This window comes from Agrobacterium fabrum str. C58, assembly GCF_000092025.1.
Taxonomy (GTDB): domain Bacteria; phylum Pseudomonadota; class Alphaproteobacteria; order Rhizobiales; family Rhizobiaceae; genus Agrobacterium; species Agrobacterium fabrum.
The window spans coordinates 452,482-465,576 of the sequence record NC_003062.2; the positions used below are offsets into that span (position 1 = coordinate 452,482).

Here is a 13,095-nt window from a genome sequence, read left to right on the forward strand (position 1 = left end):
TCGGCGCGGCTGGCACCCTGTTGGAAGATGTGACCACCATTTTCAACGAGGGCGGTTCGTGGTGCATCGTCAACCGCGTCCCCGAAAGCGCCGATGCCGCAACCCTGCAGAATAACCTTATCGGCGATCCTGTGGCTAGAACTGGCCTGTATGCGGCGCTTCGCGCTAAGGCGATTACGAGCTACCAGCCCCGCGTCCTTATTACCGCAGGCGATACAGGCGCATGGATTGAGGGCGGCGTGGTTTCGGTATCTCTGACTTCCGAAGGCGACAATCTGACGGAGGTGCCTGACGTGACGGCGACGGGTGGCGGCGCTGACCCCGGCAAGGTATTGCCGACACTTAAGGCAATTATGGGGACCGGCCCGAACGCCAAGAAGGTGGTTGGAGTTGAGGTCGTCGCTCCCGGTAAGAAAATGTCGGCGGCTCCGCTCTTGACCTTCACGGGTGGCGGAGCCGATGCGGGTAAGGTTCTGCCTGCCGCCACTGCCAATGTCGGCGACGTGGCGAACCCGTTCGTTTCGGCGCTCAACGCCATCACCCCGAAAATCCGCGCTCGCGCTTACATCACTGGACCGAATACGACCGATGCGGAAGCATTGCGGTTCCGCAAAACCGTCAATGGCGGGCGCATCCTGATCATCGATCCGAAGACGATCAAGAACGTAAACGGGGTTCCGGTGACGAAGCCGGTGGCACCTGTCTTCGCTGGCGTCCGTTCCCGCGTGGTGGCATCGGCGGAAGGCTTCTCCGGTTCGGTCTCGAACAAGATTATTCGCACCATCGACGGTGTTGCGCGCACGATCGCCTATACCGGCGGCATGAAGGAATTCATGAACGATCTCGGCGACCTGTTGCTTGGTCCTGTCGATCCGAACGCCGCCGACCGCATTGGGGCAATTTTCATGCGGGCGAAAGAGTGGGGCGCATCGATCCGCGAATTGAACGATGCGATAAAGGACAATCCTATCGCCAAGTTTTTTGCGGAAATGTCCGGTTACGGCTTCCAGCTTTTTGCGTGGGGCATGGGTATTTCCATGTTGGCTGGCACCATTCGCAAGCTCGCGGCGGCGCTGTTTGTGCTTTCTGGGGCGAGCACCTTGCTTGGGGCGTTGAAAACTGTCGGTTCAATCGCGGCCATTGTTGGCGGCGGCGCTGTAGCGGGTGGTGCCGCTGCGGGGGCTGGAACTGGTTCGGCGGGTGCGGCGGCAGGTGGAGCGGCGACGGCTGGTTTGCTCGGGCGATGGGGTTCGATCATTACCGGCCTAGCCCGCATAGGCACCTATGGAACCGCTGGCGCTGGCCTTTGGGAAATGGGCAAGGCCACCTATACTGGTGACACCTTTTACAAGCAGGGAAAAGCGTGGCTCCCCGGCCCGGAAGACTTGCTTCACGCGGTCGGAAGTTATTTCGCGTCATCCCCGCCTTCAACCGCGCTTCCAGCTTCTGCATCGGCGCAGTTGTCGTTGGATGCAGCGCGTTCGGCTCGGGCTGCGGGCTTTGGCGGGTCTACCGACAACCTGCCGGGCAAAACTATGGATGATTTAGGCATTCGAACGGTTCGGATTGACTCGTCATCTCTCGCCCAAATGGACCGGCCCTCCGGCACGCAAGACGTGCGGGTAGTTAATCCGCAGCGCCCGGATATCACGATCCATGCGCCGATTACGATAACAGGGGTCGTCGATCCGCGTGCCGCTGCGTCTGCGGCAATCAGCGAGATTTCGAATGCACTAGCTCCGAACCTCGAAGGTTCATTCAGTGATTAAGGTTTAGCTTCGTAAACCACCCACCACTGTTCGCCCTCTTCGTATGCGCGGTAGCTGATCGGGGCTTTCTGACCGTTGGCAAGCATCCCTGTGCCTTCGCATTCCAAGCGGGTATCAGTTTTTGAAACCTGTTTGGGATCGATAACGCCGACAACCTTGACCTGAAAAGCGTTCGTGTTCTCGGCAGAGATTTTCACAACATCGGGCACTAGGCTTTTGCAGGTGTAAGCCGTTGCACCAAAAAGTTGGACGGAAACCGAATCCCAATTGCTGTAGGCGTATATCGCTCCTGCGATAATTGCTACCCATATGATGCGCTTCGGCCATTCGTTTGCTGCTGGTGTTTCCGTCTGGCTCTCAGTCATTCCGCGTCCCCCAACGTTAAATTTAGGTAGATCATGACCGGCGTAACGTCAATGATGCTCGGAGGCTTCGCCTTCGAGGGTTTGGGCTTTGGATATCAGGGTGTCAAACGCAAGGTGAACACGCCTTGGGTGGATATACCTGTTGGGCAAACCCTCAACCAGCAGCAATGGACCGGCCCCACGTCCGACGAAGTGACAATCTCGGGGGTGCTTTTCCCCGAAGAGTTCGGCGGGCAATCGCAGCTTGACGGTATTATTGCTGCGTCGATGGCTGGAACCGAAATGATGCTTGTGACCGGCGATGCCGCGCAGGGCGTCATACAAGGAATGTTTACGGTCCAAAGCGTCGAAGAGGATCGCAGCTACATTAACCGCCGGGGCGAGGCAGGGCGCAACGCCTATTCTATCACGCTCAAACGCTCCGGTTCTGGCACGTTGCCAAGTGCGGGCGGTCTGGTGGATCGGGCTGCATCCTTCCTGTCCGAACTTTTCCGGTGACCACATGGCGACAATCTACACAACACGGCAGGGCGAGACGGTTGACCTCGCCTGCCTCGCTTTTTATGGGCGCACGGCCAAGGTGGTCGAAGCTGTGATTGATGCTAATCCCGGCCTTGCCGCGCTCGGGCCTGTCCTTCCGCTCGGCACAAAAATTACCATGCCGGACATTCCTTCCACCAGCACGGCCAAGCCGTTAACCAGCCTTTGGGACTGACTATGAAACCGCGCGTGGAAGTTAGTATCGACGGCGTGCCAGTGGCAGGCCATTTCTATGAGCGTTTGCTTTCCCTTACCGTCACTGACGAAGAGGGAATGAAATCCGACACGGTGGATATCGAACTGAATGACGGTCCGCCGAACTTTCTGGCAATCCCGCGTAAGGGGGCCATCATTTCGGTCAAGATGGGTTTCGGTGACGATCTTGTGCCGAAAGGTGTTTTCACCGCGGACAAAGTCAATCTCGATTGCCTGCCCTATAAAATGTCGATCTCCGGCAAGGCTGCGGACCTTCGCAGCGGAAAGCTGAAAGAGCGGCAGGAAAGGTCATGGGATAAATCGAAGCTCGGCGATATCCTGTCACAGATCGCCAGCGAAAGCGGGCTAACCCCTGCCGTTGATGATGACCTTGCGGACTTTGAATATGACTGGCTGGCGCAACAGGACGAAAGCAACATCAATTTCCTGCGGCGGCTGGCGGAGCGGCATAACGGCCTGTTCGCGGTCAAACAAAGGCGACTGATCTTCACGCGGCTTGGTTCCGGGTTGTCTGCATCCGGCGCGCCGCTCGGTTCGATCATCCTGACGCCCGAGAAAATCAAGGTTGGAAGCCTGAAAGTCGAGATTAACGACCGCACGAAATACAGCAAGGTCGTGGCCTACTATCAGGATTCCGACAAGGCGGAACGCGTGGAAATCGATGCGGATGCAGATGCGGACGGCGATAGCGTTTATCGTCTGCCGGAACCTTATGCGTCGCCCGCAGAAGCCGACAAGGCAGCGCAGGCCAAGGCCAAGGAATTGCAGCGCGGCGAAGGCTCGGTTTCTGTCACAGTCATTGGCGATGCAGGTATCGACGCAGGCTTGCCGCTGCTGTTCGCGGATGTCCGCCCCGGCGTTGACGGTGTGCCCTACATCATCAAGACGGCCAAAACGTCCTACACAAAAACCGGTGCTCTTGAAGTGGCGGTTTCAGGCAGGCTCTACGATGGCAAATCCGCAACCGAAAAATCGGCCGGCACGGAAAGCAGCGGTTCCAGCGCCACCCCGGACGCCTCGAAAGCAACCGGCAAGGTTGCCCCAAACAGCGCGCCCGGTACGCCCGCCACGCCATCCTCTTTCCTGACCCCGCGCCGCTTCGGGCGGACGGACGAGAACTAACCGGCTTCCTGCCGACAATCCCCCTGAAAACTTGGAGACTATAATGGGTTACGTGCTTTCCCAACGCAGCCTTGCGCGCCTTGACGGCGTGCATCCTGACCTCGTGCGTGTTGTCCGGCGCGCCATCCAGATCACCGAGATTGATTTCGTGGTGACCGAAGGTGTGCGGACGTTGGAAAAACAGAAGGACATGGTTGCGCGCGGCGCTTCCAAGACCATGAACAGCCGACATTTGAAGGCTGCGAACGGTTACAGTCATGCGGTCGATCTGGCGGCGCTGGTCGGCGGAAGCGTGGTTTGGGACTGGCCGCTTTATGCCAAGCTCGCGAAGGCCATGAAACAGGCGGCAAAGGAACTCGGCATTCCGCTGGAATGGGGCGGTGACTGGAAGTCCTTTAAGGATGGCCCCCACTTCCAGTTGCCGTGGAAACAATACCCTTCGGCGGGGCCTGTCGCTGGCAAGAAATATACCGCCGAAACCGAGACGCAGGCCAAGTCCAAGGCGCTGGCGATCTTGGGCGGTGGCGTCAGCACCGCCGTTCCGGTTGGACAGGAACCTTTGACGAAGGCTGTTGAGGTCGTCTCGGCGCAGCAGGGCGAGCTTTCCTCCGGGGAATGGGCGCGAATGGCAATCGCCGTCTTCATCGTCGGTATCTCCGTCTATCTTGCGTGGCGGAAACTCTGATGCGGATTTTTGACGCTGCATTGATCGGGGGCGGCATCGTTATCGGTGCCGCTCTCATGGCTGCGCCCGCCTACTTTGTCGGCAAGGGGGCAGGAAAAGCCGAAGTCGCGGTCGGACTCCAGGATGACCGTATCACCATTCTCAAAGACGGACAGAAGATCGATGAAGGCGCTCTGCAAGCTGACGATTTTGATTTGTGCGGGCTTCTCGGCGGCTGCGTGCAGCCCGACCGTGAAGGCGATTGAGCCTTGCGATTTGCTTGTGCCGATCAATCCGCGCCCGGAAACAAACACCTACCTTGTCACCCACGACCGGACCGCCGCCGTTGATATTGCCCGGCATCGCGGACGTTATGCCCTCTATTGCGGAAAGCCCGAGTGATGCCGGAAAAATACACCTCTTTCATCGAACTGATGAATGCGTGGGTTGGTGGTGCGTTCACCACCATTATCGCCTCCCTGCTTGGCCGCTTCATGTGGCACGGCAATGAGGCGCGGAAAGGTCGCCGTAAGTTCTTCGGCATTGAACTGTTTTGGGAACTGCCTGTCGCGCTCGGCATGGCGGTCATCGGCGAAAGTGCTGCCGCCTACGCCGATCTTGGTCAGCCTGCATCAACCGGGCTGATTGCGCTTCTGGCCTATCTCGGGCCGCGTGGTGTTGAAGCGCTCTTCCATAAGTGGTTTGACCGGCGTATGGCCGGTTGACGCACAAAAAAAGCCCGCAACGCGGGCTTTTCCATCTCTATAAAGGTACGTTACGCAGCAATGAGTTCGTAAGGCTCATTGTTGTTCTCGACTTTACGGATCGAGATTGTCTGCGTTTCCGCAGTAGGAATGCTGCGCTTGGACAGTTCCTCAATCGCCACTTCCTGCAAGCCAAGCTTTTCGATGGCAAGGCGGCGGATCAACGTTTCGGACGGGCTGTCGATTTCGACTTCGCCGCGTTCCCATCGGCCAATCGACTGCTTGTCTCGGTGAACGAGACCAGACAATTCGGACTGTGTCAGACCCATTTCGGTGCGCAGAAAGCGCAATTCATCACCGCTGATGCCCTTCGGGTGATTGACGATGCCCGTAGCAATGACGTGATGAAGCTCGTTCACAGCCGGAACGATGATTACCTCATCGCCGTCATCGTCGGTCTGGACCTCGATTCCGCTGATGAACACGTTCATCAAGCCACATTCTGTGTAGTGATGCTCAACAACACTCATTTTCATTCTCCAATTATCGAGCCGTCCCTGCGCTCGAATTCATCAATCCACATGACCGTTACAATCTTCATGTAACAGCCGACGTGGTTGGGTATAACAACAACGCCTATGGCTCGGCTCCCGCTATTCGGAGTTTTGCACTCGACGCGATAGCGGAAGAATCCTTGCCTAGTCGCCGGGATCGCCTGTTCGTAGACGAACCCGTATTTCAAAGCGTACAATACGTCAGACGCGATAAGGTTGCGCTCTGCAAGTCGCTCTTTGGCATGTAATTTGTAGGCGATGGTGAATTTCGGGTCTCGGGCTATTGCCCTCAATTTGTCGGTTGCCACATTAGGCAGCCAAGGATCATTACTCTTCACACATCCTCCGACCGGTCTAGACCGCTTTATGTATCATGGTGATACCTATCTAGTGATGAATGGTCAATTAACAAGGGCGTTAGTGGACTATGAAATTTTGTAAGCGGCTGATTTCGATGGCCATATTTTTAATGCCTCCCCATCGATACGTTATTTTTCGCTATCAAAAAAGCCGCCCGTGCCGCGCCGGGCGGCTTTTTGCGTTTCGGTCGCCAGCGAAGACCAGATAGCTTTCGCAGATCGCTATTGATGCTCGACTGCCAACCCTTGCCCAACGCCTTTTTGTGGTCATGAAATCTAAACGTAAGAGGTTGGAATGTCGGACCGGCATTCACGCCCCGGGTGTTGCGCGATTATTAACTGAAATCCTTATTCACTTGCGTTGGGTGTCATTCAGGCGCAGTGTTAAGTTATCGGTAGACACGTCAAGGGCGCTACTGATTTAGGGCGCGTTACCCTAGCCCCAATAAGAGGAGGACGAGATGTCTTCCGATTCCAATTTTTCTGAGATCTCTCCTGAGGAAATGGAGATAATTCAGTCAGTCTTGAAGAGCGCTGGTTATAACGCCGCGTTGCTGGGTGATGATCAGCGACAATTCAACACGGCCGCATTTCTTGTAATGAGCCTGTTTCTCGCGGGCGAGAAATCCGCAGATGCGCTCGCAGCCCAACTGAAACGCCGTCTTGGGAGGGCGAGTTTCCATAGACCCTCCTACCAGTCGGCGCTTGCGCCTTATGCCATTCGTGGACTGCCCCGCAACATGAGGTATGTCCTTCAATTCTCCCGTAAAGGCTCTGCCCGATCAATTGAAGCGGAGGAGCAGTCTTGGGAAAATGAAGGCGGCGCAGTACGCCGTCCCCTTGGTCATCCCCATCACCGTCCACAACTGTTTTGATCAGGAAGAGCGTGGGCAGTCCCATTATCCATTGCGCCTTTCAGCGAGAGGCGACTCAATAGAACAGAGGATACCGGAGACATGATAGAGAGAACAACAAACAGCGAGATCACTTTCGCGCATCCGTTTGTACTAAGTAGCCTCGTGGCACCTTTAGACGCAGGCACGTATCGTCTCGTCGTAGACGAAGAACTCATTGAGGGCCTGAGTTTTTCGGCCTACAGGCGAGTGGCGACCCACCTTGAGATACCTGCAATTTCCGCTCAAACGGTCAAACGGCAGTTCTTGCAAGTGTCCTCGGCGGAGATTGACGATGCGCTACGGAAAGACGCCGAATTAGGGAGCGCCGCAACGAACTAGGAGGACCGATAGGGCGCGCTGAAGGTGGAAAGGCTACCTTCCTTGCGTCCAGCGGATTTCGTCATCGTCCAGATCAGCCCATCTGCCGAATTGATTTCCCAAGGCCGACTGCCACCAGTCGGCTGCACCAGTAGGTAAAAAGCTCAGCCATGACTCTAATCTTTCCAAATCGCAGTCGAAGTTACGACGACACCAGAAACGCCGTTCGGTTTTTGGGGTATGACGGCATACTAGAGGTACGTTTTTTCATTGAGGCTGCCGCACTCGTGCAATCAAGCTCATCGAACATCAGTTCTGAGTGCCTGTTGGCATTCGATGCAGCACGCGGTTCGATTCTCGAAGCGGCAAAAAAAGCTTACGCGCGTGGCTATCAATCTATTTATATGCTGAATGCCAGAGATTTCAGATAAATTGACCTAACGGCGTATCGTTTCGCCCTTTACCATCGTTCCCTTGTTTCAGGTGCTCAAATATTCCTTGTCATGAAAAGGCTCGCGCGCCGGTAAATCAGTCGGGCATAAGGTCGGCAATTTGGCCGTGCGAGACAAGCAGGCGCGGGTTTGCCATGCTGCCGCTTTCCTCGTCCACGGTGACGGCGTATGCCGCAACGCCGATGTGGCGAGGCGCCATTGCATTCGCCATTTTCTCGGCAGATGCCGCATTGGTTGCGGGTCGCATATCGCCCGGCACTATCCCATAGCGCCCCTTTTTGAACTGCACCACGATGATCTTTTCGGCGTCAGACATATTTCTTGCTCTCTCGTCTGTTCTATAGATGTTCTCATTTTGGGAGAGAGTCAATATGGTGTGTTTCCGCCATGTTTAGGGGCGGTAAAGTTTTACAGCGCTATTGAAAACGTTGATGGATTTTCGTCACGAGAAACGCAGTTTTACCCGCAAGGCATTGATATCCCTATCATAGACCGAGCTTCCCAAGCTGAATACGAGGGTTCGATTCCCTTCACCCGCTCCAGCGACCTTTCCAACAAGATCAATGACCTGCAATAAGCGTTGATTTATAAGCGTCGTTGATAGTCTCGGGTCTTATTTGCCCTGCACCGCTTTAGCGTTTCACATTTGCTGAAACTCTTTTCGTGACCGTCTCGTATCTTCTTCTGCTCCGATCGTGGAGCGCCAGCCCGAGGAGGCGCGCATCGAGCGTCGGGGCAATCGAGGAAAAGGAATTTACGATGATCAAGTCCGCTATACGCACGCTTGCGCTCGCAACAATCGTGTCCGCCATCTCCGCCAGCGCATTTGCCGCCAATCCAAAGGTGGGCGGTGCTGCCATGTATGAAAACAAGAACATCGTCGAAAATGCGATGAACTCAAAAGACCACACCACACTGGTGGCTGCCGTCAAGGCCGCTGGTCTGGTTGAAACGCTGCAGGGGAAGGGCCCTTTTACTGTCTTTGCACCCACCAATGAAGCCTTTGCGGCGTTGCCCAAAGGCACGGTCGAAAACCTGCTGAAGCCGGAAAACAAGGCCCAGCTTACCAAGGTTCTCACCTGCCATGTCGTCGAAGCCGATGCCATGTCCAAGACCATCGAAAAGATGATCAAGGACGACAAGGGCACCCATGATGTCAAAACTGTCGGCGGCTGCATTCTCAAGGCCAAAGAAAGCATGGACAAGATCACGCTGACAGACGAAATGGGCGGCGTGGCGCATGTCACGATTGCCGATGTCAAGCAGTCGAATGGCGTTATTCACGTCATCGACAAGGTTCTGCTACCGAAGATGTAATTGGCCACAGGATTGGTCCAATAAAAAGGCTGGCCCGTGAACGGGACCAGCCTTATTTTCTGACACCGGGATTTAACCCGAGATCGCGTCACATTTTGGGAAGCACCGTGATATCGCGAAGGCCGTTATCGGCGCCGGTGATCGGACCGACCTCGGTTGCAGCGCCGGTTTCGAGATTGACGGTGTAGAGGGTAGCGCCCGCTGCCAGATAGGCGGTATTCTTGCCACCATCCTCACCGTGGATATCGAATGCATAGCTCGCCGGCTTGTCCTTCAGGCCGAGCTTGCCGATGGCTTTCAACGTGCCGTCATTCGGCTTCGTCTGCTGGACCAGTGCGCCGATGGTGGCATCAATATTGTACATGGCCGTTTTTTCGGGCTTGCCGATGGAGTTGGTATAGGCGGCAGCAACGATATCGGGCGTTTCTCCCTTGTGCATGTCGGCGTCTTCGTAAGCGAGTGCACCATCAACCGTCACGGCGCCGGTATCGGGGTGGACGCGGTGATTGGTCGTGCCGGTCATGAAGCGCAGACGATCCGCCATCGGGTTGAAATCGACCACGACGGGAGCTTCCGTCAAGGTCAGCATCTTGTCCATTTTAGCCACATCGGTTGCCGCGCCCGTTTCAAGGTTGATGGTGACGATGCGATGATCGGGCGTTACACCGATGACTGTTTTGTTACCCGGGCGAAAATCGATGCCGACAAGCTTGTCGACACCGGTCACATCCATGCTCTTGCTAACGGCCGGCTTCTCGGTGTCGAACATCACCAGCGTCTTGTCTCCGGTCAGTCCGAGGACAGGGGCGGAAACGGCGGCGCTTGCGGTCGCCACGAAGGCGGCGGAGGCGATCAGAGTGATCTGGATAGTCTTCATGTCTTTCTCCCGTGCGTTGATCCGTTTGGAAGTCGTCCAACCCTTGGTTTTTGACGCTTCCATCAATGAAGACACGCGGGGAGGTGGGTTTGGATGCAGGCAGCAAAAAAATATCTGCTTATGCATCCATTTCGTTCCGCGATGGGTATTATACCAATTCCGACCGTGCCTGCGGTCCAAACTTGAAAGGTTTCGTATGCGTATGGGCTCCGCGCCTGATGATCTCGACAGGGCGCTCGCCGCCTGCGCGAGAGGCGACCGAAACGCATTGCGGGTTATTTTCGAGCGCGAGGCAGGGCGACTGATCGCGGTGGCCGAGCGGATCGTCAAACGCAGGGAACTGGCAGAAGAGGTTGTGCAGGAGAGTTTCGTGCGCATCTGGACGCACGCGCCCCAATATCGAGCCGACCACGGTTCGGCGCGTGGCTGGATTTACGCCATTGTCAGGAACCGGGCGCTTAATCTTCTGCGGGACGGGAGCCGCGAACTTACCGTGCAGGATGTCGAAACGCTGCGTGACAGCGAACAGGCGGATGAAGTGGTCGCCGCCTGGCAGAAGCTCGACAGGAATTCACGTCTTTATGAATGTCTGGGCGCGCTCGACGAGACCAAACGGCAGGGTATTTTGATGGCTTATGTCGCCGGATATTCCCATGGCGAAATCGCCGGCCGGTTGCGCGTTCCGCTTGGCACGACGAAATCCTGGATAAGGCGCGGGCTTTCCGCTCTTCGGGAGTGCATGGCATGACATATGATCAAAAAGACATTCCCGCCATTGCCGATGACTATGTATTGGGGCTGCTCGAGGCGTCCGAGGCTGCTGCTATCGAAACGGCAACGGAGCGGGACGGCGAATTACGGGCGGCAATCGCGGCAAGCCGCGAGCGTTTTCTACCGCTTGATACCAGCGTTGCGCCCGCAGCCGTCAACAGTGAATTATGGAGCAATATCGAAAGCCGGTTGCCGCCGCAGGCGAAATTCACGGCCAATAAGTCTACCCGCACCGCAAACGACAATAGAAAAAACGGATGGCGGTCGATCGCCGTTTCCGCAATTGCCGCAACCCTCGTTCTTGCCGCGGGGCTGACCTTCAGCCTGACACGCACAACGGAGCCGCTGGTGATCGCAGTTCTCGTCAATGAAGCTGGAGAGGTGCAGGCGGTCGTCGAGGATTTCGGAAACGAAAAGGCAACAGTGCGGATGCTGGCTGATTTTGCCGTACCGCAGGATAAGACCATACAGGTGTGGACATTGCCCTCCAGAGAGGTCGGGCCTGTTTCGCTTGGTTTGATTGAAGGCGTTCGTTCGGCCAGTCTCGAAGGACCGACGCTGCCGAAGCCGCGAAACGACCAGCTTTATGAGATCACCCTCGAGCAGGCAGGTGGATCGCCGACGGGCAGACCGACCGGGCCAATTCTGGCGAAGGGGCTGGCGCGAATGCCTCGTTGAAAACTGGTGTGACGTCGTTATGGAGAATTGCGGCCTGGTTTAGTCGCCAATGGCAACACATCGACGTCACGCAGTCGCATCACATCGGCAGATTGGCTGGAAGGCTGAGGCCATTATTTGCCAGCATATTGAATGGCATAAGAGGAGCGCGCTCCCTTTGGGCAGGTTCGTGATCAAGCCGCTCTCCGAGTGTATATGCAATTTAGCTTGACTACGATTAAATTGCACGTAATAGTTGATGCAGTCGTAACATGAATGGGGAAGTGTTATGAGTCGCAAGTTTATCTCGGAATTTTTGGGTACTTTTTGGCTCGTGTTCGGAGGTTGCGGCAGTGCGGTTTTTGCCGCCGCTTTTCCTGAACTCGGCATCGGCTTCCTTGGTGTTGCTTTCGCTTTTGGCTTGACGGTTCTGACCATGGCCTATGCGGTTGGCGGCATTTCCGGCGGTCACTTCAATCCGGCGGTTTCCGTCGGCCTCACCGTTGCCGGCAAATTCCCGGCGGCGAACCTCGTGCCTTACATCGTGGCGCAGGTTCTGGGGGCGGTCGTCGCGGCTGCGGCGCTTTATGTTATTCTCACCGGCAAGGCGGGTGCCGAAATCGGCGGTTTTGCCGCCAATGGTTATGGCGAGCATTCGCCGGGCGGATATTCTCTCCTGTCGGCGCTGCTGATCGAGATCATCCTGACGGCGTTTTTCCTGGTTGTCATATTGGGGTCGACGCATGGCAGGGTGCCGGTCGGTTTCGCACCTGTCGCCATCGGTCTTGCACTCACCCTTATTCATCTGATTTCCATTCCGGTCACCAACACATCCGTCAATCCGGCCCGCTCGACCGGGCAGGCCCTGTTCGTTGGCGGGTGGGCGCTGCAGCAGCTCTGGTTGTTCTGGCTTGCCCCAATTTTGGGCGGTGCCATTGGCGCCGTGGTCTGGAAAATTTTCGGCGAGGAAGAAAAGGCTGGCCATGCCGGCTCGGTTCAACCCGCGAAGACGTGAATAAGAGGCTTTGTTTCCCCGAATGGTCGGGGAAACGACTGAGGAGGATGGCATGGATCTTACTTCGATATTGGCCCAGATTGTCGGCGGTGCGGTGGGCGGCACGGCTGGTGGAAAGATACTGAAGGATTCCGATCTTGGCTCGCTCGGTAATCTGATTGCCGGCGCCATTGGCGGGATCGGCGGCGGAACCGTACTTGGATCGCTGCTCGGCACTGCGGGCACTGCGGCCGCTGGCGGCGTGGATATCGGCGCTCTTGCCGGCCAGCTCGTTGGCGGCGGTGTCGGCGGTCTGATCGTCCAGATCATCGTCGGCCTGATCAAGAACAAGCTTGTGGCCAAATAGGCGATTGAGCCGCCTTTAGATAAAATGACGGACCTTGCCGGAGGAAGAGCTTCGTTCGGCAAGGTGGGTTGATGTTACACGCATTGATGGCAGTGGCGGCGCGGAGTTCGAACGGGCTTCGTGTTCGGTTATCATCGGCTAAAACGGCGGGAT

Annotated in this window: 20 protein-coding genes; 15 read left to right on the top strand and 5 right to left on the bottom strand. The window is 56.4% G+C overall.

Annotated features, from left to right (window positions below; translation table 11 throughout):
• Positions 1-29 precede the first annotated feature (29 nt).
• Positions 30-1,769 (top strand): phage tail sheath family protein, encoded by a 1,740-nt coding sequence (locus tag ATU_RS26645; RefSeq protein WP_010970906.1) that lies wholly within the window; start codon positions 30-32, stop codon positions 1,767-1,769.
• On the opposite strand, the gene ATU_RS02260 is transcribed toward ATU_RS26645, so the two are convergent.
• Positions 1,766-2,134, bottom strand: coding sequence for a hypothetical protein (locus tag ATU_RS02260; protein WP_010970907.1), 369 nt, complete (start codon positions 2,132-2,134; stop codon positions 1,766-1,768). The genes ATU_RS26645 and ATU_RS02260 overlap by 4 nt on opposite strands.
• A 33-nt stretch (positions 2,135-2,167) precedes the next feature.
• On the opposite strand from ATU_RS02260, the gene ATU_RS02265 reads away from it, so the two are divergent.
• From ATU_RS02265 to ATU_RS02290, 6 genes are all read left to right on the top strand, one after another.
• On the top strand, positions 2,168-2,632 hold the full coding sequence (locus ATU_RS02265) for a phage tail protein (RefSeq protein WP_010972635.1): 465 nt from the start codon (positions 2,168-2,170) through the stop codon (positions 2,630-2,632).
• Between the two features lie 4 nt (positions 2,633-2,636).
• Positions 2,637-2,849, top strand: a complete 213-nt coding sequence (locus tag ATU_RS02270) for a tail protein X (protein ID WP_010970908.1) — start codon at positions 2,637-2,639, stop codon at positions 2,847-2,849.
• A gap of 2 nt (positions 2,850-2,851) precedes the next feature.
• Positions 2,852-4,012, top strand: coding sequence for a phage late control D family protein (locus ATU_RS02275; protein WP_010970909.1), 1,161 nt, complete (start codon positions 2,852-2,854; stop codon positions 4,010-4,012).
• A 43-nt stretch (positions 4,013-4,055) separates the two neighbouring features.
• Complete coding sequence (locus ATU_RS02280; protein WP_010970910.1) at positions 4,056-4,697, top strand: M15 family metallopeptidase; 642 nt, start codon at positions 4,056-4,058, stop codon at positions 4,695-4,697.
• Complete coding sequence (locus ATU_RS02285; RefSeq protein ID WP_035256200.1) at positions 4,697-4,942, top strand: hypothetical protein; 246 nt, start codon at positions 4,697-4,699, stop codon at positions 4,940-4,942. The genes ATU_RS02280 and ATU_RS02285 overlap by 1 nt, the downstream gene beginning before the upstream one ends.
• A 135-nt stretch (positions 4,943-5,077) precedes the next feature.
• Positions 5,078-5,401 carry a phage holin family protein gene (locus tag ATU_RS02290; RefSeq protein ID WP_010970912.1) on the top strand — a complete coding sequence of 108 codons (324 nt, stop codon included), beginning with the start codon at positions 5,078-5,080 and terminating at the stop codon, positions 5,399-5,401.
• 50 nt (positions 5,402-5,451) lie between these two features.
• Here ATU_RS02290 and ATU_RS02295 read toward each other — a convergent pair whose 3' ends face one another.
• Both ATU_RS02295 and ATU_RS02300 read right to left on the bottom strand, forming a co-directional pair.
• Entirely contained in the window at positions 5,452-5,910 is a 459-nt protein-coding gene (locus ATU_RS02295) for a helix-turn-helix domain-containing protein (RefSeq protein WP_010970913.1), read from the bottom strand.
• Positions 5,911-5,912: 2 nt separating this feature from the next.
• Complete coding sequence (locus ATU_RS02300) at positions 5,913-6,272, bottom strand: DUF4258 domain-containing protein (RefSeq protein ID WP_010970914.1); 360 nt, start codon at positions 6,270-6,272, stop codon at positions 5,913-5,915.
• Positions 6,273-6,754: 482 nt separating this feature from the next.
• Here ATU_RS02300 and ATU_RS02305 point away from each other — a divergent pair, with 482 nt between their 5' ends.
• From ATU_RS02305 to ATU_RS02310, 3 genes are all read left to right on the top strand, one after another.
• Positions 6,755-7,168 carry a hypothetical protein gene (locus tag ATU_RS02305; RefSeq protein WP_010970916.1) on the top strand — a complete coding sequence of 138 codons (414 nt, stop codon included), beginning with the start codon at positions 6,755-6,757 and terminating at the stop codon, positions 7,166-7,168.
• Positions 7,169-7,249: 81 nt separating this feature from the next.
• The gene (locus tag ATU_RS26650; protein WP_010970917.1) at positions 7,250-7,528 is read left to right on the top strand and encodes a hypothetical protein; all 279 of its coding nucleotides are present in this window, start codon (positions 7,250-7,252) and stop codon (positions 7,526-7,528) included.
• Positions 7,529-7,677: 149 nt separating this feature from the next.
• Complete coding sequence (locus tag ATU_RS02310; protein WP_010970918.1) at positions 7,678-7,938, top strand: DUF1488 family protein; 261 nt, start codon at positions 7,678-7,680, stop codon at positions 7,936-7,938.
• A gap of 97 nt (positions 7,939-8,035) precedes the next feature.
• Here ATU_RS02310 and ATU_RS02315 read toward each other — a convergent pair whose 3' ends face one another.
• Complete coding sequence (locus tag ATU_RS02315; RefSeq protein WP_010970919.1) at positions 8,036-8,275, bottom strand: hypothetical protein; 240 nt, start codon at positions 8,273-8,275, stop codon at positions 8,036-8,038.
• Positions 8,276-8,718: 443 nt separating this feature from the next.
• On the opposite strand from ATU_RS02315, the gene ATU_RS02320 reads away from it, so the two are divergent.
• Complete coding sequence (locus tag ATU_RS02320; RefSeq protein ID WP_010970920.1) at positions 8,719-9,276, top strand: fasciclin domain-containing protein; 558 nt, start codon at positions 8,719-8,721, stop codon at positions 9,274-9,276.
• 88 nt (positions 9,277-9,364) lie between these two features.
• On the opposite strand, the gene ATU_RS02325 is transcribed toward ATU_RS02320, so the two are convergent.
• On the bottom strand, positions 9,365-10,153 hold the full coding sequence (locus ATU_RS02325) for a DUF4394 domain-containing protein (protein WP_035256203.1): 789 nt from the start codon (positions 10,151-10,153) through the stop codon (positions 9,365-9,367).
• Positions 10,154-10,355: 202 nt separating this feature from the next.
• On the opposite strand from ATU_RS02325, the gene ATU_RS02330 reads away from it, so the two are divergent.
• From ATU_RS02330 to ATU_RS02345, 4 genes are all read left to right on the top strand, one after another.
• Complete coding sequence (locus ATU_RS02330; RefSeq protein WP_010970922.1) at positions 10,356-10,901, top strand: sigma-70 family RNA polymerase sigma factor; 546 nt, start codon at positions 10,356-10,358, stop codon at positions 10,899-10,901.
• On the top strand, positions 10,898-11,602 hold the full coding sequence (locus ATU_RS02335) for an anti-sigma factor (protein ID WP_010970923.1): 705 nt from the start codon (positions 10,898-10,900) through the stop codon (positions 11,600-11,602). Before ATU_RS02330 ends, ATU_RS02335 begins: the two co-directional genes overlap by 4 nt.
• A gap of 268 nt (positions 11,603-11,870) precedes the next feature.
• Positions 11,871-12,596, top strand: a complete 726-nt coding sequence (gene aqpZ / locus ATU_RS02340) for an aquaporin Z (RefSeq protein ID WP_006313332.1) — start codon at positions 11,871-11,873, stop codon at positions 12,594-12,596.
• 52 nt (positions 12,597-12,648) lie between these two features.
• Positions 12,649-12,942, top strand: coding sequence for a hypothetical protein (locus ATU_RS02345; protein WP_035215513.1), 294 nt, complete (start codon positions 12,649-12,651; stop codon positions 12,940-12,942).
• Positions 12,943-13,095 lie beyond the last annotated feature (153 nt).

Excerpts from the sequence above, each read along its gene's own strand:
- ATU_RS02260 (WP_010970907.1), bottom strand. The coding sequence starts at position 2,134 with ATGACTGAGAGCCAGACGGAAACACCAGCAGCAAACGAATGGCCGAAG.
- ATU_RS02265 (WP_010972635.1), top strand. The coding sequence starts at position 2,168 with ATGACCGGCGTAACGTCAATGATGCTCGGAGGCTTCGCCTTCGAGGGT.
- ATU_RS02320 (WP_010970920.1), top strand. The coding sequence starts at position 8,719 with ATGATCAAGTCCGCTATACGCACGCTTGCGCTCGCAACAATCGTGTCC.
- ATU_RS02325 (WP_035256203.1), bottom strand. The coding sequence starts at position 10,153 with ATGAAGACTATCCAGATCACTCTGATCGCCTCCGCCGCCTTCGTGGCG.
- ATU_RS02295 (WP_010970913.1), bottom strand. The coding sequence starts at position 5,910 with ATGAGTGTTGTTGAGCATCACTACACAGAATGTGGCTTGATGAACGTG.
- ATU_RS02345 (WP_035215513.1), top strand. The coding sequence starts at position 12,649 with ATGGATCTTACTTCGATATTGGCCCAGATTGTCGGCGGTGCGGTGGGC.
- ATU_RS02290 (WP_010970912.1), top strand. The coding sequence starts at position 5,078 with ATGCCGGAAAAATACACCTCTTTCATCGAACTGATGAATGCGTGGGTT.
- aqpZ (WP_006313332.1), top strand. The coding sequence starts at position 11,871 with ATGAGTCGCAAGTTTATCTCGGAATTTTTGGGTACTTTTTGGCTCGTG.
- ATU_RS02270 (WP_010970908.1), top strand. The coding sequence starts at position 2,637 with ATGGCGACAATCTACACAACACGGCAGGGCGAGACGGTTGACCTCGCC.
- ATU_RS02285 (WP_035256200.1), top strand. The coding sequence starts at position 4,697 with ATGCGGATTTTTGACGCTGCATTGATCGGGGGCGGCATCGTTATCGGT.
- ATU_RS02335 (WP_010970923.1), top strand. The coding sequence starts at position 10,898 with ATGACATATGATCAAAAAGACATTCCCGCCATTGCCGATGACTATGTA.
- ATU_RS26650 (WP_010970917.1), top strand. The coding sequence starts at position 7,250 with ATGATAGAGAGAACAACAAACAGCGAGATCACTTTCGCGCATCCGTTT.
- ATU_RS02275 (WP_010970909.1), top strand. The coding sequence starts at position 2,852 with ATGAAACCGCGCGTGGAAGTTAGTATCGACGGCGTGCCAGTGGCAGGC.
- ATU_RS02330 (WP_010970922.1), top strand. The coding sequence starts at position 10,356 with ATGGGCTCCGCGCCTGATGATCTCGACAGGGCGCTCGCCGCCTGCGCG.
- ATU_RS02315 (WP_010970919.1), bottom strand. The coding sequence starts at position 8,275 with ATGTCTGACGCCGAAAAGATCATCGTGGTGCAGTTCAAAAAGGGGCGC.
- ATU_RS02280 (WP_010970910.1), top strand. The coding sequence starts at position 4,056 with ATGGGTTACGTGCTTTCCCAACGCAGCCTTGCGCGCCTTGACGGCGTG.
- ATU_RS02305 (WP_010970916.1), top strand. The coding sequence starts at position 6,755 with ATGTCTTCCGATTCCAATTTTTCTGAGATCTCTCCTGAGGAAATGGAG.
- ATU_RS02310 (WP_010970918.1), top strand. The coding sequence starts at position 7,678 with ATGACTCTAATCTTTCCAAATCGCAGTCGAAGTTACGACGACACCAGA.